Origin of the sequence: Solidesulfovibrio fructosivorans JJ] (assembly GCF_000179555.1) — a bacterium.
GTDB lineage: Bacteria > Desulfobacterota > Desulfovibrionia > Desulfovibrionales > Desulfovibrionaceae > Solidesulfovibrio > Solidesulfovibrio fructosivorans.
In genome coordinates, this window is sequence record NZ_AECZ01000001.1 from 269,509 (window position 1) to 290,703 (window position 21,195).

The window sequence follows — 21,195 nt, forward strand, 5'->3', positions numbered from 1 at the left end:
TCGCAGTGCGCCGGCTGTTTCCGGACGGGTTACAGGAAAACATCCGATTCGTCAGGCTTCGCGTCTCAATGATCACGGCTATCGCGCCTGGACTGCAGACGGCTTACGGGGGGCCGTCTGGTTGGCGTCATTTCGGGCAAAGACACGCGCATGCGCGAACTCCGGTTCCGTGATTACATGCGCCCCAGTCCCATGCCGCCCAGCCGCATGAGGGTGGGCACAAGGAACCACTGCAGGAACTGCACGGCCAGGATGGCCACGATAGGCGAAAGGTCGAAGCCGCCGATGGACAGAAAAGGCAGCCAGCGCCGGATGCGGTAGAATACCGGATCGGTCATGGCCCGCAGGAATCGGACAATGGGATTGTAGGGATCGGGACGCACCCAGGACATGAGCGCGGCGATCACGATAATCCAGAAGTAGAGGGAGAGGACGATGTCCAGGACCCTGGCCACCGCTACAAAAAAATATCCAATGATATCCATGTAATTTCCTTTCGCATGCGGCGTCTGTACAAAAACGCCGTAACCCAAAAATGGCACAGCGACGGCCATTAATCAAGTCAATTCCCGCCAGCCAAGGCCCGGCGGGGGATTGCGGCCGTCCGCCGGTCCTGTCGCCCGGAGAAAAACGGCTCCCCTAGGCGTCCTTGTCTTCCGGTTCACCGGCCAGGCAGCCGCGCAGGGTGTCGAAGTCCGGGATGTACATGACCGCGGCCAGGGCCGGGTTTTTGTACGACCAGAAGGGCACGGCCGCCGCCTTGGCCGAGCGCTCGTCCAGGGCCGAGTCGCCGATGTAGGCCACGGATTCGGCCGGCAGCTTCCAGGCGTCGAGGATCGTGAACACGCCCTCGGGATCGGGCTTGGGCCGCTTCAGCCGGCCGGCGCTTATGACCGGGGCGAAGTACCGGTCGATTTCGAAGTGGCGCAGCAGGATTTCCACGGTGTTGGTCCGGTTGGTGTGCACGGCCATGCGCACCTTGCGCCGGGCGAACGTCTCCAGGAGCTCGAGCAAGCCGTCTTCCAGGTAGATGAACGGAAAAATCTCCTCGGGGTAATCGAGGTTGCGCTGGACTTCCAGGGCTTCCTCCATGCGGTCGGCCGGGATGATGTGGTTCAAGCACTCCTTGACGGAATGCATGTGCACGTAGTCCTCCTCTTCCGGCGTGAGCGACAGCATGCCGACGCCTTCGCGGATGAGGTTGTAGTACATGCGGTTGGCGTCGCGGGAATCGACCAGCACGCCGTCGCAGTCGAAGATGACGCCCCGCACCCGGTCGAGAAATGCCGGGGGGGATTTGGTATCGCACACGTACACCGGGCGCTCCTTACGGTTTGGGGATGACGATGGTCCGGGGGGCATCCAGCCAGGGGGCCTCGGGATCGGGCCGGGTGTTGCCGCGAAGCCGCCAGCCCGGAAGCGTGGCCGCAAGGAGCGGCGTCTCGGGCGCGCCTTCGGGGAAAAGCGTCGCCAGCGCATCGGCGCCAAGCGGCGCGAACGGCAGGCCGGCATCGAGCAGGCTGTCGGCGATCTCGGGATCGGCGATGAAAAGCCCGGCCCCTTCCGGCGCGATGGCCCAAAAAGGCGGCAGCAACTGTCGCCAGGGCGGCCGGAACTCCTCGGCCAGGGCGGCCTGGGCCGGAACGTGCGTCGCCGCCAGGGCGGCGATCAGCTCCTCGTCGGCGTCGTCCTCGGTCAGTCCCAGGCTTTCGGCCATGGCCACGGCGAAGCGCGCGTCGCATTCGCCCGCATCGACAAGTTCGAGCAGGCTTTCCTCGATCCGGTAGGCCAGGCACAGACTCAGTTGGGCGGCGCGCAGCCGGCGGGCGGCCACGCGCTCGGGATGAAGATGGTCCTCGATCTCTTCCCGGGCGGCAAAGGACGTGTCGGCGAAAAAATGTCCCGCGCCGTAACCGGCAAGCAGGGCCAGATCCTTGGGGTCCTTGGTTTCCCGGCGCAGCCGGTCGCATTCGCGCAGGCAGCCATGCAACTCCTCGGCGCGAAGCGGCAACGCGTCCGGGCGCAGCCGGGCTTCGTCCGCCTCGCCAAGGCCGGGATCGAGCAGGCGTACGCCGGCGGGGAGGTCCCCGGCCAGGCCGGGATGCAGTCCGGGAAAGAAAAGCAGGCCGTTCATGGGCAATCCTTTATTCACGGCATTATGGGGCTTGGCGTTTGAAAAAACGCCGACACCGGCCCGGGCAGGCCGGCAGGGCGAGCAGGCACAGTTCACCGGCCGCATTGGCGCAATCCGGGAACGACGTCGTATCACCGGGCAGGTAATCCCGACAAGAGCCCTCTCTGGCCAGGGTTTCCGGAAAACGGTTCCGCCAGGCCCGTCCGGCCTGCTCCTCGGTCAGGCCCATGGCCTCGGCCCGAACCAGGAAATCGTCGAATGTCCGGCCAAGGCGCGTGAGCACGCGGCAGCGCAATCCCTGGTCGAGGCCGGGGTTCAGGTGCTCCTCGTACAGGCAACGGCCGGCCAGGTAATGGCGGCAGCCAAGGCCCGACAGGGGCGTCAGCACGGCCGACATGACGCTTTCTCCATGTGTCCCGGGCTTTCTTGACCTGCCCCCAGGCGGCGTGTATAGCCTCGGCCAACCCATTCGCGGAGGCATGACATGTTTGGAATCGGATTTCCGGAGCTTATCATCATTCTGGTCATCGTGCTCATCATTTTCGGAGCCAACAAGCTTCCCGAGATCGGTGCCGGCATGGGCAAGGCCATCAAGAACTTCAAGAAGGCCACCAACGAGCCGGACGAAATCGACGTGACCCCGAAAGGCAAGGACGACGCCGATAAAAAATAGCCTGGTCCAGGATCGCCGACAAGGCCCCGGAAGTGATGCTTCCGGGGCTTTTTTATGGCGCGCCGACCGTTTCCTTGCCGGCTGTGGCCAAAACGGCCAGGGCCAGGGCTTCGGCCATGGCCTGCCGCTTCTCCGGCACGGCCAGCGCGGCGGCGTCTTGCGGATGAGACAGAAAGCCGAGCTCCACAAGCACGGCCGGGGCGTCGGCAGCGGCCAAAAGCGGAAACGGTCCCGAGCCGCCCCCGGCCACGGCAAGCGGCGCTCTCCCCTGCCGCAAGGCGTCGGCAAGCTCCCCGGCCAGTCTTTTTCCGGCCGCGATGCGTCCGGTCCCGGCGGCGCGCCGCGCGGCGGAAAGAAAGATGTCCTGTCCGGCCCGGCTTGCCTCGACCGGATGGAGGTTGCGCCCGCCTCCCTCGATCCGGGCCGTTTCCCGGGCCAGGGCATCGGAAGGCGTGCGCGCATAGGCGTACACGGCGATTCCGGCCGCCTCGGGACGGGGCACGCGGGCGGCATGCAGGGAGAGGAGCATGTCCACGCCGTAAAAACCGGCCAGGGCCGCCCGCGCCCAATCGGGCAGGGACACGTCGGCCGTGCGCGTCAGCGACAACGTCACCCGCTGCGGCGAAGCGGCCAATATCCGGGCCAGGCGCAAGGCGATATCAAGCGTCACGTCGGATTCGCGAAGCCCCTCGCCCGGCGCGCCGACATCCGCCCCGCCATGCCCGGGATCGATAAGCAGGCGCAGGGGCGCGTGGCGCTTGTCCCCAGCCGTCGGATGGATAAGCGCTTCACGCTCCGCCCTGGCCGCCGCGTCCGCTGCGGGCAGAGCGTGCCGGGACGGCGCGTCCCCGGGCTTTTTGCCCTCCGGCGGCAGGGGAAACTGGCCTATGGTTTCGACCATGATCCGCGACAGCGTATCCTCGGGATTGAGACGCACGGCCAGGGTGAAATGGGTCAATGCCGCGCGCGCGTCGCCGCGCTGGAAATAGGTCCGTCCGAGCAGGGCCTGGACGTGGTCGTTTCGCGGGTCCTTGGCCTGGGCGTCGTTGAGAAGGGACAGAGCCTTGTCCGTATCGCCGGCTTCCAACGCGTACTGGGCGCTTCGGGCCAGCTCGTCGGACGATTCGGCCAGGGAAAGGCCCGGCAGTCCGGCAACGAGGGCCCCGGACAGGAGCAGCAGGCGTAGCGCCTGGCGACGAGTCATGCCGCGCCTCCGTCAAGCCATCGACCGACCGCTTCGCATACCCCGGCCGCATCCCCGGGCGCGAACCAGCGCACCTCCGGCTCCTTGCGAAACCAGGTCATCTGGCGCTTGGCGTAGGCACGGGTGTTGGCCAGCCACCTGGCCTTGGCTTCCTCCAGGCCGTAGGCGCCGGAAAGGTAGCCGGTGATCTCCGGGCCGCCGATGCCGGTAAGCCCCGGAGCGTCGGGCGCATAGCGTTTATGCGCTTCCTGGACTTCCTCCACCGCGCCCTCGCGCGCCATGACCTCGATGCGGCTGGCCAGACGCGGCGTCAACATCTCCAACGACAAGGACAGACCGATGACCAGGGCGTCGTAATCCGGCGCGTCCGGGTCGCCGGCGGCCTGCCAGTCGGAAAGGGCGCGGCCGGACGCGGCATGGACCTCCAGGGCCCGGGTCACGCGCTGGCGGTCGGCCGGGGCGATGCGGGCGGCGGCGGCCGGGTCCACGGCCGCCAGGGCCTCGTGCATGGCCCGTCCCCCAGTGGCGTCGTAACGGGCGGCAACTTCGGCGCGGATGGCCGGCGGCACGGGCGGGATGGGGGCCAGCCCGCCGCGAATGGCCCGGAAATAGAGCCCCGTGCCGCCGACAAGCAGCGGCAGCAAATCGCGCTCGGCGATGGACGCGACGACCGCCCGGGCGCGTTTGGCGAACCAGCCCGCGCTGACGGCCACGTCGATCGGCGTGTCGCCATAAAGAAAGTGGGGACATCTGCCCTGCTCCGCGGTTGTCGGCTGGGCGGTCAGCACGGGCAACCCCGCGTAGACCTGCCGCGAGTCGACGTTGACCACGGCCCCGCCGTACGCTTCGGCCAGGGCCAAGGCCACGGCGGTTTTGCCCGTGCCCGTGGCCCCGAGCAGGCAGACGATGCGCGTCGCCGTCACGTTCACGCTTCCTTTTTGAGATCGGCCAGGCCGTATTTTTCCCGCATCCGTTCCCGCACCAGTTCCGGGACCATGCCGCGTATCTCGCCGCCGTGCTTGCAGACTTCCTTGACGATGGTGGAGCTGATGTAGAGCCACTTGTAGTCGGTCATGATGAAGACGGTTTCAATGCTGCGGTCGAGCTTGCGGTTCATGAGCGCCATCTGGAACTCGAATTCGAAATCGGATATGGCCCGCATGCCGCGCAGAATGACATTGGCCCGGCGGCGCCTGACGTAGTCCACGAGCAGGCCGTTAAACCCCTCGACCATGACGGAGGCGTCATGGTCGAACACGGCTTCGGCAATGGCCACGCGTTCGTCGAGGGAAAAAAGCGGCGTCTTGTGGGAATCGCCGGCCACGGCCACGATAATCGCGCCGAAAACCTTGGCCGCCCGGCGCACCAGGGACACGTGGCCGTTGGTCAGGGGGTCGAAGGTTCCGGGATAGACGGCGATGCAGTTTTGACTGGCGTCCATAGGATGATCCTCGTTTGACCGTAAGTCCGGTCGGTCAGGCAGGCGAGCGACTCCGGGACGTCCACGGGAGCAAGACGCGCGCCGGCCTCGATTTCCGCCGCGATGACTCCGTCCGGGGCGAGCAGGCCGCTTCCGACAAGGGCGGCCAGGGTCGGCGGGAGCAGGTCGTGGCCATACGGCGGGTCAATGGCCACGATATCGAAAGGCGTTTCGGCCAGCCGGGGCAATGCCCGGGCCACGTCCGCCTCCACTACTTTGGCTTCGCCGGAGGCCAGTCCCAGGCCGCGCAGGTTTTCGCGCAGCATTTTGGCCACGGCCGGATTTTTCTCCACGAACAGGCAAAAGTCCGCGCCGCGCGAGAGGGCCTCGATGCCCACGCTTCCGGCCCCGGCGAAAAGATCCAGCACCCTGGCCCCGGGGAAAATCGCCTCCCGGGCCGCCAGCATGGAAAAAAGCGCTTCCCGCACCCGCCCCGTGGCCGGACGCAGCCCCACGGCGTCCACGACCTTGATGCGCCGCCCGCCGAAACGGCCGGCAATGACCCGCATGCTCATCGCTGTCGCGACCCCGTGGCCACGGCATAGACGGCCGGGGCGTAACGCATAAGCAGGTTTCCCAACCCCACGCACAGGACAAAGGGCAGGATCGTCAGTAGCAGCACATAGCCGATGCCGGCCGCCGAGCCCGAGGGATGGAAAATGAAGCGCGTGCCGTAAATCAGATAGGACAACACCGGCTCATGGGTCAGATACACGAAAAAAGAGACGCCGGACAGGCGCAGCAGAAATGGCGAATCGCCGAATCGGGAATAGCCGGTCAAAAGCCACAGGCACACCGTGCCGAGGATCATCTCCTGCGGATAAAGCATCTGGTAGGCCGCGGCGACCGTTCCCTGCGTGTATTCCACGTAGCTGACGGTCAGCATCACGATCAGGTAGAGCAGGCAGACCGGTATGGTAAAGCGCCTGGCCCCGTCGAGGTCGGCCCTGGTGCGGGAAAGAAGGCAACCCAGGTAGAAAAAGAACATGCCGCTCAGTTCCACCGGCAGACCGTGCTGGGGAACATACATCCAGATGGTCCAAAAGACCACCAGCCCGAGCAGGGGAATTTCCACGGACACGACATAAAAGACCGGAGCCAATATAAAAAAGACATACAGGTCGCGCAGGAACCATAAGGTATAAACGGCCGGAAACCGGTAGATGCCGAACAGGTACTTGAGAATGCCGTCCCGGTGCAGGTCGTTGAAGTCGCCGATATAGGGGATTTTGTTGAAGATGAGGATCAGGGCGATGCTTATGGCGTTGAACAGCAGATATGGAACAAGGATGGTGCGGGCCTTTTTGACTAGCATCCGGCCGTAGGCCTCCACCGTCGGCTTGTAGGTCAGATAGAACAGGTAGCCGGAAATGCTGAAGAAAACCGGCACACAGAGCCGGAATATGTTGTGGGGCAAAACGACCAGATAGGCGCGCAGCACATCGGGCACCTGGGCGTAATAGGCCTGGATGCCTTTTTCCGCATGCACGCCGACGATAAAGACGACGAGCAGTGTGCGCAACACATCGAAACGTCGGGAGATCTCCGGGGGAACCAGGGCGCGTGTTGACATCGAGGATAGGGGGCGGGCTTAGGCCAGCAGGTCGAATTTTGAAAAACGCATGGTCATGGCGGCCCGGCCCTGGGTGGCCGAACGCAACTCCGTGGTAAAACCGAACATCTGTCGAAGCGGGGCCAGCGCCGCGACGAGCTTGTGCCCGCCCCGGTCGATCATGTTCTCGATTTTGGCCCCCTTGGAGCCGAGCAACCCGATCACATCGCCGACAAAGGCGTCGGGGACGCTTATTTCCAGGTCCATAATGGGTTCGAGCAGGGCCGGTTTGGCGGCGCTCAGGGCGGCCTTCAGTGCCTGGCTGGCCGCGAGCCGGCAGCCGACCGCCGAGGTCGCGCCCTCGACCGTGCCCACTCCCGTCACCCGCACCCGCACGTCCTGGACGGGGTAGCCCTTTATGGGCCCGCTTTGCAACCCGTCGGCAAGCCCCTCCTCCATGGCCGTGATCCAGGCTTGGGAATAGGGTTGGGTGTCGATGGCGAAGGCGATGTCGCGGCCCGTGCCCCGGGGCAGCGGCGAAACGGCCAGGGTCACCTGGCCGTGCTGGCGCTTGTCGCCAAGCTCCCGATCGAACAGCCCTTCTCCGACGCCCTCGGCGGCGACCGTTTCCTGGTAGACGACCTGCGGCTTGCCGGCCCGGGGGGAGACGCCGTATTCGCGGCGCACCCGCTCGAGCACCACGTCGAGGTGCAGTTCGCCCATGCCCGAAAGAATCATCTGGTCGGTGTCCGCGTCGTGGACGAGGGTCAGGGTCGGGTCTTCCTGGAGCAGCTTGTCGAGGACTTCCTTGAGCCGGTCGGACTCCTCGGCGTTGCGGGGTTCGAGGGCCAGGCTGATGACGGGCTTGTAGCCGGCGATGGACTCGAGCACGATGGGATCGGCCCGGTCGCACAAGGTATCGCCGGTTATGGCCTGGCGCAGCCCGGCCACGGCCACGATCTCGCCCGGACCTGCGGCTTCGAGCTTCTCCCGGTGTCCGGCGTGGAGCCGGAAAAGTCTCGCCGGCCGTTCGACGCAGTCCCGGGTGGCGTTGTAGACGTCCTTGCCGGCTTCCAGGCGGCCGGAATAGACGCGCACGAAAATCTGCTTGCGCCCGGTTTCCATGCTGACCTTGAAGGCGAGTCCGGAAAGGGGCGCGTCCGGGTCAGGGGGAAATTCCTTCTCGCTTTTGGTGCGGGGATCGAGGCCCGTGACCGCGCCCCGGTCGAGGGGGCTCGGCAAAAAGGCCAGCACGCCGTCGAGCAGCGGCTGCACGCCGATGTTTTTGAGCGCCGAGGCGGCATAGACCGGGACCAGGGCGTGGGACAGCGTGCCGACGCGAAGGGCCGCGACGAGCGCCGCCCGGTCGATGGTCTCCCCGGAAAGATAGGCCTCCATGAGGGCCTCGTCGTGCTCGCAGGCCGCTTCCACCAGCGCCTCGCGCCAGGTCGCGGCCAGCTCAGCCTCCCGCGGGGAAAGTTCCCGACGGGCGATCGCCTCGCCCCGGCTTTCCTGGTCGAAGTCCAGCCGTTCCATGGCGATCAGGTCGATAATTCCCGACAGCTCCGCCCCCTGGCCCACGGGAATGGTCACGGCCACGGGATTGGCCCCGAGCTTTTCCCGCATGCCGTCAAGGACGGCCTCGAAATCCGCGCCGAGACGGTCGAGCTTGTTGACGCAGGCGAGCTTGGGCACGCCGTAGGCCACGGACTGCCGCCAGACGGTCTCCGATTGGGGCTCCACCCCGGCCACGGCGCAAAAGACGCCCACCGCGCCGTCGAGGACGCGCAGGGAGCGCTCGACCTCGATGGTGAAATCCACGTGCCCTGGGGTGTCGATGATGTTGATGGAACTCCCCTTCCAGGAGCAGGTGGTGCAGGCCGAGGTGATGGTGATGCCGCGTTCCTGCTCCTCGGGCATGAAATCCATGGTGGCCGTGCCGTCGTGCACCTCGCCCATGCGGTGGATCTTGCCGGTGTAAAAGAGCATGCGCTCGGTCAAGGTGGTCTTGCCGGCGTCTATGTGGGCAATGATGCCGATGTTGCGGAGGCTTTGGAGCCTGTTCTTGCCGGCTCCCTTCTTGGCGCTCATGAAGGCTCCGTCGGGGTTGGCGCGTGTTGGCCGCTGGCGTTAAAAAACGCCTTGGGAGCTGTCCTTGACAGCGGCGGCAGTAGCAACACGGCGGAAGGCATCGGGCGAAAGTCGCGGCCACAACCAGAAGGTTTCCCGGCCGGGGGCGAGGACCAGAGGCGCTGCGCCAAGGGCCCGCCTCACGTCTCCCGGCGCGACGTACAGGGCATCATACCCGCATTCGGTCGCTTCAGCCAGCCCGCCCGGGGCAACGGCAAAGGGTGCGCCCCAATGTTCGTCATGGCTATGGACGGAAAACGCCATGTCCGGCTGGGCAAAGCGCAAGGCTTCGCGATCCAGCCCGTCATCCGGGCCGCACAGGATGCCGCAGCGGCCCGAGGTTTTGGCCGTGAGGCTTTGCAACGTCCCCGTATCGTCCGGCTTGGCCGGAGGGGCGACGCCGTCCAGGAGAACCACGGCCCCCCTGCCCCGCTGCCGGGCAAGTTCCCGCCACAGACCGGCCAGGGCGCGCACGCCGATGCGGCAGGCGGTCTCCACGCCGCAAAGTTCGAGCGTGGTCAAAAGCGGCTGAGGCCAGCTCCCGCCGCCGACACGCACGGCCGCGACCTCCGGCACCCGGGCGCAAAGGGCCGGGATGACGGCGGCGGCAAGGCGCGCCGGGGAGGCAAAGCCCGCACCGCACAGGACCACGGCGAAATCGAGGGGCGTATCCAGGCGGTCCAGGACCAGATCGTGGCCCAGAACGAGGCGCTCACGGCGATACGGAGGCATGGGGCCGCCGCAGGCGGCATAGATGGCGGCGATGCCGGTTTTCAAGAGCGAACGCTGCCGGTCCGTCACCGCGGCATAGGCCCGGGCGAAGGCGGCGTCGGCCACGCGGCCGCGTTCCATGGACGGCGGCCAGAAAGCGGCCGGCGCGTCACACTGCTCGGTATCCTGTTCCGGCATCATGGATTCTCGGAAATGTGAGCGAGAGGGGAACAAGCGGGCGGAACCAAGAACGGCACCGCCCGCCTCTTCCTTCGCATTACAACCAGCGTTTGAGCCAGTTGTGCCAGCTGCCTTCGATCTTGCGGCGCTCGGCTTCGCTCAAGGTCTTCTGGTATTCGAGGTAGGAAAGTTCGGCCCGCAGCTTGGAGTAGGCCACGACCTCCTCGAGGTCCTTGAAGTTCTCCACCGTGTACATGTAGCGCTTCCAGGCCGCGCCGTACTGGTCGGTACGCCAGTAGAAATCGGCCACGAAGAGCTCATGCTCGGCCAAGCGCTTGCGGCAGCGACGGATGTACTCCGCCGCTTCCTTGCCGTATTCGGTGTCCGGGAAAGTCTGTTGCAAAAGATAGAAGTATTGCAACGCCTCCTGGAGGTTTCCCTGCGGCATGTCGATGGATTCGGAACGCTTGAAGTTGGAAACGCCGATTTGATAGAGAACGTAGGGAATCTCTTCGCTACGCGGATGGACGGATTCGAACTCTTTGTAAGTTTCGGCGGCCGGCCCATAATCCTCGGTCAGGAAATAGGCATCGGCCAGGGCGATGGTGCCCATGGGAGTATAGGGGCTGAAGGGGTAACGGTCCTTGAGCTTGATGAAAAACTTGGCAGCCCCGTAGTAGTCCTTTTCCGACATGGCCTGTCGCCCGGCCTCGTAGAGTTCCTGGGCGGTGTCCTCCGGCGGCGGGAGGAAGTAGTAATCCATGAGCCCGGCACAACCGCCAAGAAGCAGCAGCAGGCAGGCCAACGGCAGAAAACGGCGCATCATCGCGTTCATGGTACATTCCCAAATACGGCCCGGAGGGGTCCGGGCGCATTGCGCCGGGCGCAACGCCCCCACATGGCGGCATCGCGTCCGGCGTTTTGATGCGCGTCCTCTTACCAGATGGACCAAGGGCGCACAATGGAAAAAACCGAACCCGTCCGGCCGCCTCCTTCGGAGCAACGTCCGTCCGGGTCCGGCTGTCAGCCTTGCGAGAAGCGCGAACTGATGTAGGCGTAGGCGGCATGGGCGGCGCTGGCGCCGTCGCCGACGGCCGTAGCCACCTGCCTGCAGGATTTGGAGCGGATATCGCCGGCGGCGAAAATGCCCCCGATATTGGTGCGCATTTCCGCGTCGGTCGTAATGAACCCATGGTCGTCGCGGGCCAACCCTTCGGGATAGAAGTCGCCCTGAGGCTCGAAGCCGACGAAGACGAACACGCCGTCGACGGGGATGACGTGGCAGTCGCCGCTTTTGACGTTGCGCACCTCAATGCCCGTCACGCTCTCCCCGCCCGTGATGGAACACACGATGGTCGAGCGCAGGATTTCGATGACCGGGCTCACCGAGCAGCGATCCTGGTAGCATTTCTGCCCCCGGAAATCGTCGCGACGGTGGATGAGGTAGAGCTTTTTGACCAGCCGGGACAGATAGAGGGATTCCTCAAGGGCCGAGTTGCCGCCGCCGATGACGGCCACGGTCTGTCCCCGGAAGAAGTTCCCGTCGCAAAGGGCGCAGTAGGATACGCCCTTGCCCGCGAATTCCTTTTCCCCGGGGATGCCCACCCGCTTGTAGCGGGCGCCGGTGCAAAGGACCACGGCCGTGGCCTCGATGGTCTCGTCGCCGACCGTGATGCGGTGGACGCCGTCGACGGTTTCGATGGCCCGGACCTCGTCCCCGACGCGGTCCACGGCGTAATGGCCGAGGTGGGCGGCCATGAGATCGGCCAGCTTCCAGCCCTCGATGCCGTCCGGAAATCCGGGATAGTTCTCGATCAGATGCGTCATGAGCATCTGACCGCCCGGGGACAGCTTCTCCACCATGGCCACGGACACATCGGAGCGGGCCAGATACAGGGCGGCCGTAATCCCGGCCGGGCCGCCCCCGATCACCACGGCGTCATAACGTTTCATGAACTACAAAGCCTTTTGGGTGAGCATTTCCTTGATGCTGCTTTTGGACACGGCGCCGGTGATCTGCTCGACCACCTCGCCGCCCTTGAAAAGGATCAGGGTGGGGATGGCGCGGATGCCGTACTTGCTGGGAGTGCTCGGGTTTTCGTCCACGTTCATCTTGGCCACTTTGACCTGGCCGGTGTACTCGTTGGCCAGCTCGTCGATGACGGGACCCATGGCCCGGCAAGGCCCGCACCACGGAGCCCAGAAATCCACCAGGACCGGCAGATCGCACTGCAGGGCTTCGGCCTCGAAATTCGCGTCGCTGAGTTGAATGGCCATGGTTGCATACTCCTTTTGTGGCTTGGCCGGCCGCCAGGCGGCCGGGTTATCTCCGAATTGGAATGCGGCGGAGCGTGGTCCGCCGCCTGACCGTTACGCAGTCTGCAACTTTGCAAACCTATTGCGGCTCGGGCCGCCTGTCAACAGATGGCCGCCCGAGGGAAGGCCCGGTTCGGTAATCCCAGGGCACCTTCCGCCCCCGCGGCACGGCATCGAGGTCGAGGCCGTGGGTCAGGCCGGCCCGCCCGAGCAGGCAGCCCGTGGCCGCGATCATGGTGGCGTTGTCGGCGCACAGTTTGGGTTGCGGCAAAAAAAGAGGCAGGCCGCGCCTGGCCGTCAGGTCCGTGAGCATCTCCCGGATGCGGCTGTTGGCGGCCACGCCGCCGGCGGCCAAAAGCGCGCGCACAGGCCCTGTGTCACGGGCGTCGAGCGCCCGCTCCATCTTGACGCGAAGGGTGTCCGCGATGGCGAAATTGAGCGCGGCGCAGACCTTGCGCATGGCCATGGGCCAGTCGAGCGGGTCGATAGGCCCGCCCGGGGACGGCATGACGTCCAGGCGCAACTCGGAATGGGCGGCAACGTACGTGGCCACGGCGGTTTTAAGGCCGCTGAAGCTGAAATCGAGGTTCCGGTTGTCGAGAAATGGTCTTGGGAAAAGGCCGCGCTCGGCTTCGATATCCCGGCCGAGCGCGTCGATGTAGACGCCGCCGGGATACGGCAGGTTCAGCGACTTGGCCGCCTTGTCGAAGGCCTCGCCGGCGGCGTCGTCGAGGGTGCGACCGAGCACCGCGATGTCGAGGGCCGATCGCAACAGCATGATCTGCGTGTGTCCACCGGAAACCAGCAGTCCCAGGGCCGGATACGGCACATCCCGGCCGATGGCCGCGGCCATGAGGTGGGCGTGGAGGTGGTCCACGCCGATAAGAGGCTTGCCGGCCCCCAGGGCGAGGGCCTTGGCCGTGGCCAGACCGATGAGCAGGCTGCCGAGAAGCCCCGGCCCCCGGGCCACGGCCAAGGCGTCGACATCGGCGAGGCCAAGACCCGTTTCGGTGAAAAGGGCGCGCAAAAGCGGCCCCATGCGGCGCAGATGCTCCCGCGAGGCCAGCTCCGGCACCACGCCGCCGAAAAGCGCGTGGACATCAATCTGGGAAGCGAGCTTTTCCGCCACGGGACGGCCGTCGTCGCACAGGGCCACGGCCGTCTCGTCGCAGGAGGTCTCGATGCCGAGACAAAGCATGGCGTCTTAGGACTGGCGCGCCTTGGCGTAGATTTCCACCACCTTGGCCACGTCGTTTTTGCTGCCGATAAAAAGCGGCACCCGCTGGTGCAGTTCCTCGGGTTCGATGGACAGGATGTCGCGCGCGCCGTCGCTGCCCATGCCGCCGGCCTGCTCGCACACGAAGGACAGCGGCGAGGCCTCGCACAAAAGCCGCAGCTTGCCCTTGGGCTTTTTGGGATCGCGGTGGTCGGCCGGATAGAGGAAAACGCCGCCGTAAAGCAGATTGCGGTGGAAGTCGGCCACAAGCGACCCGATGTAGCGTCCGGCGTAGGGCTGGCCGCGCAGGTTGTCCGAACCCTTGAAGTACCGGACGATCTCCTTGGTCGGTTCGTCCCAGAAATTCCAGTAGGCTTCGTTGACCGAATAGACCCGTCCGGTTTCGGGAATCTTGATGTCGGGATGGGAGAGCAGGAATTCGCCCACGCTCGGGTCCAGGGTGAAGCCGTTGACGCCCCGCCCGGTGGTGTACACCATCATGGTGGAGGTGCCGTAGAGGAAGTAACCGGCGGCCACCTGTTCGGAACCGCGCTGGAGCAGGTCGCACAGCTTGTCGCCGCCGCATTCGCCCTTGGTGCGGTAGATGGAAAAGATGGTGCCCACGTTGACGTTGGCGTCGATGTTGGACGAGCCGTCAAGCGGGTCGAAAATGAGGAAGTAATCGCCTTTGGGGAACTGGTCCGGGATGCGGACCAGGTCGGCGTTTTCCTCGGAGGCGATGGCGCAAAGCACCCCGGATCGCTCCATGCGGTGGATGAGCACCTTGTTGGCGTATTCGTCGAGCTTTTGGACCTGCTCGCCCTGGACGTTGATCTCGCCCGTAAATCCCAAAACGTCGACCAGGCCGGCTTTGCGGACTTCCCGGGAGATGATTTTGGCCGCCAGGATGAGCTCGTTTAAAAGCCGGGTGAACCGGCCGGAGGCCATGGGGGATTCCTTCTGGTGCAACAGCAAATGTTCGGTCACGGTAACTTGGGGCATGTGTTGTTCCTCCCGCCGTCATGGTTGCCGCTGGGTATGAAACGCCGACGGTGCGTGCGGTGTCGGCCTTTTTACAATGGCCCGGCGGTTCCCACAAGATTTTCCGGGGGTTGTCGCAAATAAAAAAGCCGGCGGCCCGGGCCGCCGGCCATAAAGGCGTATCGCCGCGGCGTCAGGGATTGGCCGGGGAGCCGTTCATCGGCACCCCGTGCGAAGCTTCGGGCGCGGGCGTTTGCGGCGTGGCCGCGTCCGGTGTCGCGGCTTCCGGCGCATCGGCCTTGGGCGCGGCTTTTTCATCGGACGACGCGGCGTTTGGGGCCGGTTCCGGTTTCGTGGCCCGGGCATCCCGGGCGTCGGTGACATAAATGAACTCGAGCTGGCCGACATAGCGCGCCTGCCAGAGGTACTCCCCGCCGCCGGAAGTGATTTCGCCGTTGACGGAGTCCTTGAGGAGTTCGTCCCATTTGAGCCCGGCCAGGGCCTCGCCCTGCCCGCCGCCGGCCCAGACCACGCCTTCGGTGGACAAGATGGACAGGGCATCGGGCTCCGGCGAAAATTTGGCCAGATTGCGCGGATCGAAGCTCGCGACCACAAGGCCGGCCCACTCGTTGTTCTTGAAATACGGCGCGGCCACCATGACCACGGTGCCGAATTCGTCGGTTTTGACCTGGGCCCCCATCTTGCGGACCTTGTAACGGTCGCCGAAGTCCACAAGCCCGGCGAAATCGAGCGGTCGCATGGACACGGCCGGAGCCTGGAACAGCACCGCACCGGAGGCGTCGAGCACGGACACGGCGGAGAGCCAGGCATGGTTGGTCAGAAACTGCTGGCACCATTCGTTTTCCGGGGGCGTATCCTGGCTGCCCAGGCCGCGCAGCATGGCCATGAGGCGCTCGTCCACGGGCATCATCAGGGCGGCCAAGCGTTGCAGCCCCTTATCGGTGATGCCCTGGGCGGAAAAGTCGATGGTGGGATCAGTGTTGATATACTCGCGGTACAGTTTCTTGGTGTCGCGCCACGAGGTCTTGATCGTGCCGCAACCGCCGAGAAAAAGAAGGCAACACATGGCCGCAAGGGCCGCGCTCACAGTGCGTTTCAAGGCCGTTTCCTCTTGAAGTTCCAGATTATGCTACGAGATGGGCGGCCGCCAAAGCGGCCAGCCGGGCGGCGTCAGTTATCGGCCCGGGCGTCCAGGCGTCCGGCCAGGGCCTCCAGGAAGCTTACGAGCTTGGCCGCGCTTTTGGGCTTGCCGGCCGCGTCGGCGGCATCGGACGCCGACGGGACCTCGGGCGTCGCCCCCCCCTTCCCGGGGGAAAGCGCCGCCATGCGGGCCTCGATATCCTGGCGTTCGGTTTCGGAAGGAGCCGAGTCGAGCAATTCCTCGTAGATGCCGAGCGCTCCGGAGATGTCGCCCTGCTCGGCCAACACGGCGGCCATACTCTTGGTGCACACGGCGGCTTCGCGGCCCTTGCCGGCACGCGCCCTGCCCTTGTCGCCGGCTTCCGCGGGCGGTTCCAAAATTCCGGCCAGCTCCATCACTTCCTTTGCCCCACGCAATTGCGGGGCGTCGTCATCGGCTTCGGCGGGCTTTTGTTCGGCCGCCGGGGGGGCGGGCGCGTCCTCCTGGGGCTCCACAGCCGGGACCGGTTCCCGGGTTTCCATGACCGGCTCGGGCTCAGGCGTCACCACGGGTTGCGCCGCGGTCGCGGCCCCCTCCGGGGCCTGTCCGGGCGTCTCCCCGGGCGAATCGCGGCGCAGGCTTTTGAGCCCCCGCTCCATGACCTCGGCCCAGGTAAGTGTCTGGTTTTGGAAATAGTTGGCCAGAAAGAGCATGGCCAAAGAGGGGTCCTTGGCCCGGGCGGCGGCTTCGCGGGACCACAGCAGCCAGACCGAGGGATAGTTGGAGAGCATCTTGCCGACATCGGCAAAGACGGCATCCGCCTCCCCCTGCCGGCCAAGGCCGGTGAGCAGTTCGATCAGGAAAAATTTGGCCTCGAGATGATCGGGATGAAAGGTGATGCCCTTGGCCAGCACGGCGGCCGCCTCGGTGGTTTCCCCCTGCTCGGCCAGCTTGCGGGCCAGGGGAAAGAAGATCTTGGAATTGGGTTCGATCTCCAACACTTCCCGATAAAAATCGATTTTATTGACCATCGGCCCTCTGCCCCTCCTGTTGCGCGGGTGCGGGGGTGTCTTTGGGAAATTGATAGAGGATTTCGTTTCCCTTGAGGTAGTTCATCTGGGATCGGGCCATTTTTTCGGTAAAAGCGCGATCCGTCTTGAGCCAGCGGATTTCCTGGCTGAGGTCCAGGGAATGGTCGTTAATGGTTTCCAGACGTTCCTTGAGTTGTTGATGACGGGCCTTGAGTTCCAGATAGGCAAAAATACCGTTATCGCTCCATATGAGATTATAGAGCAGAAAAATATTGAAGAATATAAGGCCCGTCAGCAGGAACCGTCGCCAGATCATATCATTGCACGACGTACTTTTTTGAACGTTTGTACTCGTTTTGCTCCAATGGTTCCTTGAGTTCCTTCAGGAAGTTCTCGGTGGCCGCCTCGATGCGGGCCACGTCCTGCTCCTGTACCTCGATTTCTTCAACGTGGGAAAGGAACATCTTGAGGATATTGAAGTCGCGCAGCAGATAATGGCCGAACTGGAGGCGCTCCAGATCAGGCTCGAGCTCCAAAATGGTATGCAGGCAATTCTCGATGCGGGCCGAGAGGTTCTCGTCGCGGCGGTGGGCGTTGCGCCCGCCCCGACCGCCCGGTCGCGCCACGCGGACCCGGCGTCTGGCCAGCTTGGATATGTTTTTGGCTTTCATGAGTGTCGTACTTGCTTTTTCCGTCCAGGCGGGCCGGCGTCTAATGGGAAGCATCCTTGGCCCAGATCACTTTTTTCCCGAATCCATAAAAGTAATTGCCCCCGGATACAAGGGTCAATACCACGGCCAGATACAAAAGAATATTGCCGAGCGGCACGGGATCGAAGCCGAACCAGGGGTAGTGCAGCACCAGCGGGCACAGGGCCAGCATTTGCAAAATGGTCTTGAGCTTGCCGAAACGGTCGGCCGCGATGACCACGCCGTGGTCGATGGCCATGGCCCGGAGCCCGGTGACGGCGATTTCCCGGCCGATGATGATGACCGCGACCCAGGCTTCCACCCAGCCGAGCTTCGTCAGCATGATGAGCAGGGAGCTCACGAGCAGCTTGTCCGCCAACGGGTCGAGGAATTTGCCGAAGGTGGTCACGAGATTGCGATGCCTGGCCACCATGCCGTCCATGATGTCGGTCACCGAGGCGGCAATAAAGAAAAGCAGGGCCACAAGACAGGTGATTCTCCCTGGAAAATACAGGAGAATCACGAGGATGGGCACAGCCGCAATGCGGGCGAGGGTCAGGTTGTTGGCAAGATTGAACATGGGGATTGGCCTTTGGGGTTAAAAAGGACGGCTCGCAGGCAAATAAAGCAATCGTCGCCCGGCGTAAAGTCTTGGGACCATACATCGGGTCCGGCGCGGGCGTCGCGGCCTTGCGCTCGCGGCATCGAGAACAGGCCGGTCCGTCAGATACAGGGCGACGCGGCGGCCTCGAGGCTGGCGCCGCAGGCGGCGGCGATGGACCGGGCCAGGGCCGTAAGCGCCAGCTTGGCCGGGCAGTCCTCTTCCAGGCGCACCACCGGCCGGCCCAGGTCCCCGGCCACCACCGTGGCCGGATCGAGAGGCACGGCCCCGAGAAATTCCAGGCCGTAGGCTTTGGCCAAGGCCTCGCCCCCGCCCTTTTTGAAAAGCTCGATTTCCTTGTGGCAATACGGGCAGACCAGCCCGCTCATGTTTTCCACCACGCCGAGGATATTGGCGTTGGCGTACTGCAGGAAATTAACGGTCTTGCGCACGTCGTCCAGGGAGATTTCCTGGGGAGTGGTCACCAGTACGCACAGGGCGTCGCGCACGGTCTTGAGTACCGCCAGATGCTCGTCGCCGGTCCCGGGCGGGGAATCGATGACCAAGTAGTCGAGCTCGCCCCAGTCGACATCGGCGATGAACTGGCGGATGGCGGTGGTCTTCATGGGACCGCGCCACAGCACCGCCTGGTCCGGATCGGTGAGCAGGGACTGCATGGAAACCACGAGCAGGTTGTCGCCCAGGCGCTTTGGGGAGATGGCCGCCGCGCCCCGGGCTTCCATGGCCCCGGAAAGGCCCAGCATGCGGGTGACGTTCGGGCCGTGGAGGTCCACGTCCAAAAGCCCTACCCGGGCCCCGGCGTCGGCCAGGGCGCAGGCCACGTTGACGGCCACGGAACTCTTGCCCACGCCGCCTTTGCCGCTCATGACGAAAAGCTTGTAGCGGATCTTGGCCAGGGCCTCGCCGATGCGTCCCTCGCGGGCGGCGTCACGTCCCGAAGTTTCGGACTTGCCGAAAGAGGACATGCCGGAACTTCCTTGCGCCATGCGCAACCTCCTTGCGGCTACCAGCCGTGAGCCCCGACGAGGTCCACGAACGTCACCTCGCCGAGCCTGCGGGCCACGACCCGGCCGTTTTCCTTGCGCACCACGTGCAGCCGCTGGCTGCGCCTGGTTTCGCCCACGGGAATGACCATGCGGCCCGGATCGGCGAGCTGTTCGATGAGCGGCTCCGGCACCTTGGGGCCGCCGGCCGTGACCAGGATGCGGTCGAACGGGGCCGCATCGGGCCAGCCCAACGTGCCGTCGTCGAGCTTGAAGCACACCTTGAGGTAGCGCAGGCCCTCCAGACGCCTGCGGGCGGCCGCCTGGAGGGGACGCACCCGCTCCACGGTGAACACGTAGGCGCCCATCTCCGCCAGGACCGCGGCCTGATACCCCGAGCCCGTGCCGATCTCCAGCACGCGGAGTCCGGGTTTCACCTCCAGCAGCTCCGTCATCCAGGCGACGACATAGGGCTGGGAGATGGTCTGGCCATGGCCGAGCGGCAGGGGATGGTCCTCGTAGGCCTGGGGGATGAGCGCCTCTTCCACGAACAAGTGCCGGGGCACCTTGCGCATGGCCCGCAGCACTTCGGGATCGGACACGCCCCGGGCCGCGATCTGGTCCCGGACCATGCGGTCCCGATTGCGCTTCAAATCGATTGTCGGCTCCGCCCCGTTCATCCTCCGCCCTCTGCCCGAACCGATGCCAGGCCTTTCCGCGCGCCGGCGCGATCCTATTTGGAAAACAGAATTTCCGCCTCAAGTCAACGCGGCCCGGCTTGACAGGGCAAGGCGGCAATGCCATCTCCGGCAGACAAGGAGGATTCCATGCTGCTCACCCGCGACCTCATGACCGAGGACCTCATTGCCCTGCGCGATACCGACAGCCTGCTTGCGGCCAAAAAGACCATGGAAGAGGCCCGCATCCGCCATCTCCCCGTCATCGACGCCGCCGGCGCCTTCGTCGGCCTGTTGACCCACCGCGACATGCTGGCCGCCTCGGTGTCCCGCCTGGCCGAAATCGACAAAGCCACCGAAGACGAAATCTACGACGGCATCCCCATCGCCGAGGTCATGCGCGCCGACGTGGCCATGGCCACGCCGGAACTCCCCCTGCGCCAGGCGGCCGAGGTGCTGCTGACCCAGAAATACGGCTGCCTTCCCATCGTCGAGACCGGCAAGCTGGTCGGCATCATCACCGCCTCGGACTTCATCCGCTTGAGCCTCGACCTCATGGACGCCCTGGAAGCCAGCGAAAAATTCGAGGAAGAAGAGCCCGCGGAATAATCCTATTCGCGGGCCGGAAAAGCGTGCTCTGGCGTCCTCCGGCCGGACCGGCGCATCCGCGTTGGGACAACGCTTTTTTCGGAAAATCTGTTGACTTCCGATTTGTGAAATTTTACGCTTTTTACTTGAATTACGGCGGCGGGGTTCACGCCTGCGACGGCCGCCTGTGTATTCGCAGCGGCAAGGTCCATTCACCGTTTGTTGGAGTTTTTAAGGAGGGAGTTGGATGCGTTCCAAGGTCATGTTTTCCATATTGGTCCTTTTCGTGTTCACCCTGGCGCTGGCCTCGGCGGCCTACAGCGAGGGCGGCAAATTCAGTGCGATCGTCGACGCCAAGTCCACGGTCTGTTATCCTCTGGAATTGACCTTCAAGCGCCCGGCCGGGGTGCTGAAGACCAGCTTTGCGCCCGTCAGTTTTTCCCACGGTCAGCACGCCAACATTCCCTGCGTCACCTGCCACCACATGTGGGACGGCAAAAGCAAGATCGAAGGCTGCAACACCGAAGGTTGCCACGACAATCTCAAGGAACGTCAGGACCCGATGTCCTACTTCCGCGCCTTCCATGACAAGGATGCCGCCAACAGCTGCCTCGGCTGCCACATGAAGACCAACATCGCCCGCAAGGAAAAGGGCCAAAAGCCCCTTCCCGTGTCCCCCTGCTCCAACAACGGCTGCCACCACGTCGCCCAGAAGTAACGCAGGGTTCACAAGGCTCCGCCGACAAAGCCCCCGCTTTTGCGGGGGCTTTTTTTATGGGCGATGCGACATCCGGCCCGAGAGGATCGCGCTTTGGCGCTGCCCCGCCTTGTTGCCAGTCCGCCCCCTTTTTCGTAGGGAAACCATGCGGGGAAGCCGATTGGCGGTC

Annotated in this window: 26 protein-coding genes; 3 read left to right on the forward strand and 23 right to left on the reverse strand. The window is 64.7% G+C overall.

Features of this window, described 5'->3' with window-relative positions:
- Nucleotides 1–173: 173 nt before the first annotated feature.
- The 4 genes from DESFRDRAFT_RS01250 to DESFRDRAFT_RS01265 form a co-directional block, all read right to left on the reverse strand.
- Nucleotides 174–485 carry a YggT family protein gene (locus tag DESFRDRAFT_RS01250; RefSeq protein ID WP_005990328.1) on the reverse strand — a complete coding sequence of 104 codons (312 nt, stop codon included), beginning with the start codon at nt 483–485 and terminating at the stop codon, nt 174–176.
- A gap of 154 nt (nt 486–639) precedes the next feature.
- Nucleotides 640–1,317 (reverse strand): HAD family hydrolase, encoded by a 678-nt coding sequence (locus DESFRDRAFT_RS01255; RefSeq protein WP_005990330.1) that lies wholly within the window; start codon nt 1,315–1,317, stop codon nt 640–642.
- Nucleotides 1,318–1,327: 10 nt separating this feature from the next.
- Nucleotides 1,328–2,134 carry a hypothetical protein gene (locus tag DESFRDRAFT_RS01260; protein WP_005990332.1) on the reverse strand — a complete coding sequence of 269 codons (807 nt, stop codon included), beginning with the start codon at nt 2,132–2,134 and terminating at the stop codon, nt 1,328–1,330.
- A 22-nt stretch (nt 2,135–2,156) separates the two neighbouring features.
- Nucleotides 2,157–2,531: a hypothetical protein gene (locus DESFRDRAFT_RS01265; RefSeq protein ID WP_005990334.1), complete on the reverse strand. Its 375-nt coding sequence runs from the start codon at nt 2,529–2,531 to the stop codon at nt 2,157–2,159.
- 87 nt (nt 2,532–2,618) lie between these two features.
- Here DESFRDRAFT_RS01265 and DESFRDRAFT_RS01270 point away from each other — a divergent pair, with 87 nt between their 5' ends.
- Nucleotides 2,619–2,807 (forward strand): twin-arginine translocase TatA/TatE family subunit, encoded by a 189-nt coding sequence (locus tag DESFRDRAFT_RS01270; protein WP_005990336.1) that lies wholly within the window; start codon nt 2,619–2,621, stop codon nt 2,805–2,807.
- Between the two features lie 52 nt (nt 2,808–2,859).
- Here the strand turns inward: DESFRDRAFT_RS01270 and DESFRDRAFT_RS01275 are convergent, their stop codons facing one another.
- The 19 genes from DESFRDRAFT_RS01275 to DESFRDRAFT_RS01365 form a co-directional block, all read right to left on the reverse strand.
- Nucleotides 2,860–4,011 carry an N-acetylmuramoyl-L-alanine amidase gene (locus tag DESFRDRAFT_RS01275; RefSeq protein WP_005990338.1) on the reverse strand — a complete coding sequence of 384 codons (1,152 nt, stop codon included), beginning with the start codon at nt 4,009–4,011 and terminating at the stop codon, nt 2,860–2,862.
- Complete coding sequence (miaA, locus tag DESFRDRAFT_RS01280) at nt 4,008–4,934, reverse strand: tRNA (adenosine(37)-N6)-dimethylallyltransferase MiaA (protein WP_005990340.1); 927 nt, start codon at nt 4,932–4,934, stop codon at nt 4,008–4,010. The genes DESFRDRAFT_RS01275 and miaA overlap by 4 nt, the downstream gene beginning before the upstream one ends.
- Nucleotides 4,935–4,936: 2 nt before the next feature.
- On the reverse strand, nt 4,937–5,452 hold the full coding sequence (gene coaD, locus DESFRDRAFT_RS01285; RefSeq protein ID WP_005990342.1) for a pantetheine-phosphate adenylyltransferase: 516 nt from the start codon (nt 5,450–5,452) through the stop codon (nt 4,937–4,939).
- The gene (gene rsmD, locus DESFRDRAFT_RS01290) at nt 5,398–6,000 is read right to left on the reverse strand and encodes a 16S rRNA (guanine(966)-N(2))-methyltransferase RsmD (protein ID WP_043793574.1); all 603 of its coding nucleotides are present in this window, start codon (nt 5,998–6,000) and stop codon (nt 5,398–5,400) included. The genes coaD and rsmD overlap by 55 nt, the downstream gene beginning before the upstream one ends.
- Before the next feature lie 2 nt (nt 6,001–6,002).
- Nucleotides 6,003–7,016: an acyltransferase family protein gene (locus DESFRDRAFT_RS01295; protein ID WP_233489532.1), complete on the reverse strand. Its 1,014-nt coding sequence runs from the start codon at nt 7,014–7,016 to the stop codon at nt 6,003–6,005.
- Between the two features lie 66 nt (nt 7,017–7,082).
- The gene (gene fusA, locus DESFRDRAFT_RS01300) at nt 7,083–9,134 is read right to left on the reverse strand and encodes an elongation factor G (RefSeq protein ID WP_005990348.1); all 2,052 of its coding nucleotides are present in this window, start codon (nt 9,132–9,134) and stop codon (nt 7,083–7,085) included.
- Nucleotides 9,135–9,173: 39 nt separating this feature from the next.
- The gene (locus tag DESFRDRAFT_RS01305) at nt 9,174–10,085 is read right to left on the reverse strand and encodes a hypothetical protein (protein ID WP_005990350.1); all 912 of its coding nucleotides are present in this window, start codon (nt 10,083–10,085) and stop codon (nt 9,174–9,176) included.
- A gap of 76 nt (nt 10,086–10,161) precedes the next feature.
- A complete protein-coding gene (locus DESFRDRAFT_RS01310) occupies nt 10,162–10,899 on the reverse strand; it encodes an outer membrane protein assembly factor BamD (RefSeq protein WP_005990352.1) in 738 nt (245 codons plus the stop codon).
- A gap of 188 nt (nt 10,900–11,087) precedes the next feature.
- On the reverse strand, nt 11,088–12,017 hold the full coding sequence (gene trxB, locus DESFRDRAFT_RS01315; RefSeq protein WP_005990354.1) for a thioredoxin-disulfide reductase: 930 nt from the start codon (nt 12,015–12,017) through the stop codon (nt 11,088–11,090).
- 3 nt (nt 12,018–12,020) lie between these two features.
- Nucleotides 12,021–12,341 (reverse strand): thioredoxin, encoded by a 321-nt coding sequence (trxA, locus tag DESFRDRAFT_RS01320; RefSeq protein ID WP_005990356.1) that lies wholly within the window; start codon nt 12,339–12,341, stop codon nt 12,021–12,023.
- A 118-nt stretch (nt 12,342–12,459) separates the two neighbouring features.
- Entirely contained in the window at nt 12,460–13,578 is a 1,119-nt protein-coding gene (gene tsaD, locus DESFRDRAFT_RS01325) for a tRNA (adenosine(37)-N6)-threonylcarbamoyltransferase complex transferase subunit TsaD (RefSeq protein WP_005990358.1), read from the reverse strand.
- Nucleotides 13,579–13,584: 6 nt separating this feature from the next.
- Nucleotides 13,585–14,598, reverse strand: a complete 1,014-nt coding sequence (gene fbp, locus DESFRDRAFT_RS01330; protein ID WP_005990360.1) for a class 1 fructose-bisphosphatase — start codon at nt 14,596–14,598, stop codon at nt 13,585–13,587.
- A gap of 172 nt (nt 14,599–14,770) precedes the next feature.
- On the reverse strand, nt 14,771–15,697 hold the full coding sequence (locus DESFRDRAFT_RS01335; protein ID WP_005990362.1) for a hypothetical protein: 927 nt from the start codon (nt 15,695–15,697) through the stop codon (nt 14,771–14,773).
- A gap of 71 nt (nt 15,698–15,768) precedes the next feature.
- Nucleotides 15,769–16,749, reverse strand: coding sequence for a hypothetical protein (locus DESFRDRAFT_RS01340; RefSeq protein ID WP_005990364.1), 981 nt, complete (start codon nt 16,747–16,749; stop codon nt 15,769–15,771).
- A complete protein-coding gene (locus DESFRDRAFT_RS01345; protein WP_005990366.1) occupies nt 16,739–17,065 on the reverse strand; it encodes an FtsB family cell division protein in 327 nt (108 codons plus the stop codon). Before DESFRDRAFT_RS01345 ends, DESFRDRAFT_RS01340 begins: the two co-directional genes overlap by 11 nt.
- 1 nt (nt 17,066) lies before the next feature.
- Nucleotides 17,067–17,420, reverse strand: coding sequence for a hypothetical protein (locus DESFRDRAFT_RS01350; RefSeq protein ID WP_005990368.1), 354 nt, complete (start codon nt 17,418–17,420; stop codon nt 17,067–17,069).
- Nucleotides 17,421–17,460: 40 nt separating this feature from the next.
- A complete protein-coding gene (gene pgsA / locus DESFRDRAFT_RS01355; RefSeq protein ID WP_005990370.1) occupies nt 17,461–18,018 on the reverse strand; it encodes a CDP-diacylglycerol--glycerol-3-phosphate 3-phosphatidyltransferase in 558 nt (185 codons plus the stop codon).
- 143 nt (nt 18,019–18,161) lie between these two features.
- Nucleotides 18,162–19,046, reverse strand: a complete 885-nt coding sequence (locus tag DESFRDRAFT_RS01360; protein WP_005990372.1) for an Mrp/NBP35 family ATP-binding protein — start codon at nt 19,044–19,046, stop codon at nt 18,162–18,164.
- Nucleotides 19,047–19,063: 17 nt separating this feature from the next.
- Nucleotides 19,064–19,723 carry a protein-L-isoaspartate(D-aspartate) O-methyltransferase gene (locus DESFRDRAFT_RS01365; RefSeq protein ID WP_005990373.1) on the reverse strand — a complete coding sequence of 220 codons (660 nt, stop codon included), beginning with the start codon at nt 19,721–19,723 and terminating at the stop codon, nt 19,064–19,066.
- Nucleotides 19,724–19,870: 147 nt separating this feature from the next.
- Between DESFRDRAFT_RS01365 and DESFRDRAFT_RS01370 the strand changes: the two genes are divergently transcribed.
- Together DESFRDRAFT_RS01370 and DESFRDRAFT_RS01375 are read left to right on the forward strand one after the other, a co-directional pair.
- Nucleotides 19,871–20,329: a CBS domain-containing protein gene (locus DESFRDRAFT_RS01370; protein ID WP_005990375.1), complete on the forward strand. Its 459-nt coding sequence runs from the start codon at nt 19,871–19,873 to the stop codon at nt 20,327–20,329.
- A gap of 226 nt (nt 20,330–20,555) precedes the next feature.
- Nucleotides 20,556–21,026, forward strand: coding sequence for a cytochrome c3 family protein (locus tag DESFRDRAFT_RS01375; RefSeq protein WP_005990377.1), 471 nt, complete (start codon nt 20,556–20,558; stop codon nt 21,024–21,026).
- Nucleotides 21,027–21,195: the final 169 nt, after the last annotated feature.

Bases quoted from the DNA above. Each gene is read 5' to 3' on its own strand.
- DESFRDRAFT_RS01250 (WP_005990328.1), bottom strand. From the start codon at position 485: ATGGATATCATTGGATATTTTTTTGTAGCGGTGGCCAGGGTCCTGGAC.
- DESFRDRAFT_RS01260 (WP_005990332.1), bottom strand. From the start codon at position 2,134: ATGAACGGCCTGCTTTTCTTTCCCGGACTGCATCCCGGCCTGGCCGGG.
- DESFRDRAFT_RS01265 (WP_005990334.1), bottom strand. From the start codon at position 2,531: ATGTCGGCCGTGCTGACGCCCCTGTCGGGCCTTGGCTGCCGCCATTAC.
- DESFRDRAFT_RS01270 (WP_005990336.1), top strand. From the start codon at position 2,619: ATGTTTGGAATCGGATTTCCGGAGCTTATCATCATTCTGGTCATCGTG.
- DESFRDRAFT_RS01275 (WP_005990338.1), bottom strand. From the start codon at position 4,011: ATGACTCGTCGCCAGGCGCTACGCCTGCTGCTCCTGTCCGGGGCCCTC.
- coaD (WP_005990342.1), bottom strand. From the start codon at position 5,452: ATGGACGCCAGTCAAAACTGCATCGCCGTCTATCCCGGAACCTTCGAC.
- rsmD (WP_043793574.1), bottom strand. From the start codon at position 6,000: ATGCGGGTCATTGCCGGCCGTTTCGGCGGGCGGCGCATCAAGGTCGTG.
- fusA (WP_005990348.1), bottom strand. From the start codon at position 9,134: ATGAGCGCCAAGAAGGGAGCCGGCAAGAACAGGCTCCAAAGCCTCCGC.
- DESFRDRAFT_RS01305 (WP_005990350.1), bottom strand. From the start codon at position 10,085: ATGATGCCGGAACAGGATACCGAGCAGTGTGACGCGCCGGCCGCTTTC.
- DESFRDRAFT_RS01310 (WP_005990352.1), bottom strand. From the start codon at position 10,899: ATGAACGCGATGATGCGCCGTTTTCTGCCGTTGGCCTGCCTGCTGCTG.
- trxB (WP_005990354.1), bottom strand. From the start codon at position 12,017: ATGAAACGTTATGACGCCGTGGTGATCGGGGGCGGCCCGGCCGGGATT.
- trxA (WP_005990356.1), bottom strand. From the start codon at position 12,341: ATGGCCATTCAACTCAGCGACGCGAATTTCGAGGCCGAAGCCCTGCAG.
- tsaD (WP_005990358.1), bottom strand. From the start codon at position 13,578: ATGCTTTGTCTCGGCATCGAGACCTCCTGCGACGAGACGGCCGTGGCC.
- fbp (WP_005990360.1), bottom strand. From the start codon at position 14,598: ATGCCCCAAGTTACCGTGACCGAACATTTGCTGTTGCACCAGAAGGAA.
- DESFRDRAFT_RS01340 (WP_005990364.1), bottom strand. From the start codon at position 16,749: ATGGTCAATAAAATCGATTTTTATCGGGAAGTGTTGGAGATCGAACCC.
- DESFRDRAFT_RS01345 (WP_005990366.1), bottom strand. From the start codon at position 17,065: ATGATCTGGCGACGGTTCCTGCTGACGGGCCTTATATTCTTCAATATT.
- DESFRDRAFT_RS01350 (WP_005990368.1), bottom strand. From the start codon at position 17,420: ATGAAAGCCAAAAACATATCCAAGCTGGCCAGACGCCGGGTCCGCGTG.
- pgsA (WP_005990370.1), bottom strand. From the start codon at position 18,018: ATGTTCAATCTTGCCAACAACCTGACCCTCGCCCGCATTGCGGCTGTG.
- DESFRDRAFT_RS01360 (WP_005990372.1), bottom strand. From the start codon at position 19,046: ATGGCGCAAGGAAGTTCCGGCATGTCCTCTTTCGGCAAGTCCGAAACT.
- DESFRDRAFT_RS01365 (WP_005990373.1), bottom strand. From the start codon at position 19,723: ATGAACGGGGCGGAGCCGACAATCGATTTGAAGCGCAATCGGGACCGC.
- DESFRDRAFT_RS01370 (WP_005990375.1), top strand. From the start codon at position 19,871: ATGCTGCTCACCCGCGACCTCATGACCGAGGACCTCATTGCCCTGCGC.
- DESFRDRAFT_RS01375 (WP_005990377.1), top strand. From the start codon at position 20,556: ATGCGTTCCAAGGTCATGTTTTCCATATTGGTCCTTTTCGTGTTCACC.